Annotated in this window: 1 protein-coding gene; it reads right to left on the bottom strand. The window is 74.2% G+C overall.

Going from position 1 to position 1,609, the window contains the following annotated elements:
- Positions 1-745 precede the first annotated feature (745 nt).
- Positions 746-1,609, bottom strand: an 864-nt coding sequence (locus G7A99_RS19320; RefSeq protein WP_163143287.1) for a DUF697 domain-containing protein, incomplete at its 5' end; no start/stop codon positions are given.

Here is a 1,609-nt window from a genome sequence, read left to right as displayed (position 1 = left end):
CCGCGTGACCCTCGACCTGCGCGAGCACGCCGACACCCCGCCGGAGCCCGCGTAGCGCCGGGACATCCATCCCGTAGGTCGGGCACGGCCGAAAGCCGTGTGCGACGTCTTCGGTGACCGACCCGGGATGTCGCACGCCTTCGGTGCACGACCTACGCCATGCCCTGGCCGCCGTCGCGATGCGTGCCGGCCCGCGTGGCACCCCGTGCGCCGGTGGGTAGAGGCCTTCCTTCCCGTCCGGTAAGGACCGCACGCGCCGGGCTGCCGGGAGCACACCACCATCCCGTAGATCGGGCACGGCCGAAGGCCGTGCGCGACATCTTCGGTGACCGACCCGGGATGTCGCACGCCTTCGGCGCACGACCTACGCCATGCCCTGGCCGCCGTCGCGATGCGTGCCGGCCCGCGTGGCACCCCGTGCGCCGGTGGGTAGAGGCCTTCCTTCCCGTCCGGTAAGGACCGCACGCGCCGGGCTGCCGGGAGCACACCACCATCCCGTAGATCGGGCACGGCCGAAGGCCGTGCGCGACATCTTCGGTGACCAATCCGGGATGTCGCACGCCTTCGGCGCACGACCTACGCCATGCCCTGGCCGCCGTCACGATGCGTGCCGGCCGGCATGGTGCCCCGTGTGCCGGGGAGCGGGCGGCGGTCGCCGGCTGCCACAGCGGCCGGCCTGTCGGGGAGCGTCCTGCCCCCCTCTCCCCTTGCGGGAGAGGGGCCGGGGGAGAGGGGGAAACGACCGCTACCCCCCGCGCAGCGTCCGGCGGATGTCCTCCCTGGCCTGGGCCAGAAGAGACTCCGTGTCGACGCCGTCGATCACCGCCTCCACGGCACGCTTGGGGCCGACCTCGCCCCAGCTGCCGCCACGTCGGAAGTAGTCCTCCGCCACGCGTCCGAGGATCCAGGTGCTGGCGTAGCCCACCGCGCCCTGGGCCGAGGCGGTGAGCGCGGTCGCCGCGCCGCCGGTACCGAGCTTGGCCAGAGAGGCGAACAGGTTGACGCTCCACACCGCACCCAGCAGGGCGGAGAGCTGACCGATGATCACCGCCACCAGCCGTCCCGCCTCCCGCCGGGTCACCGGAAGCCCGTAGACCCGGCCCAGGTGGAAGACCAGGGTCACGTCCAGCGCCGCCGCGCCGGCCAGATCCGCCACCGGCACCGGATTGACCGCCACCGCGACGCCCTTGCCCAGAGCGTAGGCATCGGTGACCCGCCGAGCCACACTGCGGCGCAGCTCGGTGATGCGCGCGGCCACGCGGTCGCTGACCCGGCTGGCGAACAGGCCCGCGTTGAGTGCCGCGAGGGCCTTGCCCTCCGCCTCGACCACCGCCCAGAGCCGGTCCGCCAGGTCGGATACGGCCGCCGGCGGGCGCTCGCGGCGCTCCGTCTCGCTGCCGTCCGGGGCGATCATGACGACGCGCCGTGGCGCCGGATCCGCCGCGCAGGCGATGACGTTCTCCGCCACCACCAGGCCGGCGGCGTGCTCGCGCAGCCGGGCCAGCAGTCGGTCGCGCTCGTCGTCGGTATACCGGTCGGCCTTGTTGAGGACCAGGATCACCGGGCGGCGCTCGGCGCAGACGACCTCCAGGGCGCGGCGCTCCGCGCG

It is taken from the genome of Arhodomonas sp. KWT, assembly GCF_010993615.1.
This window is presented reverse-complemented; position numbering and strand designations above follow the sequence as displayed.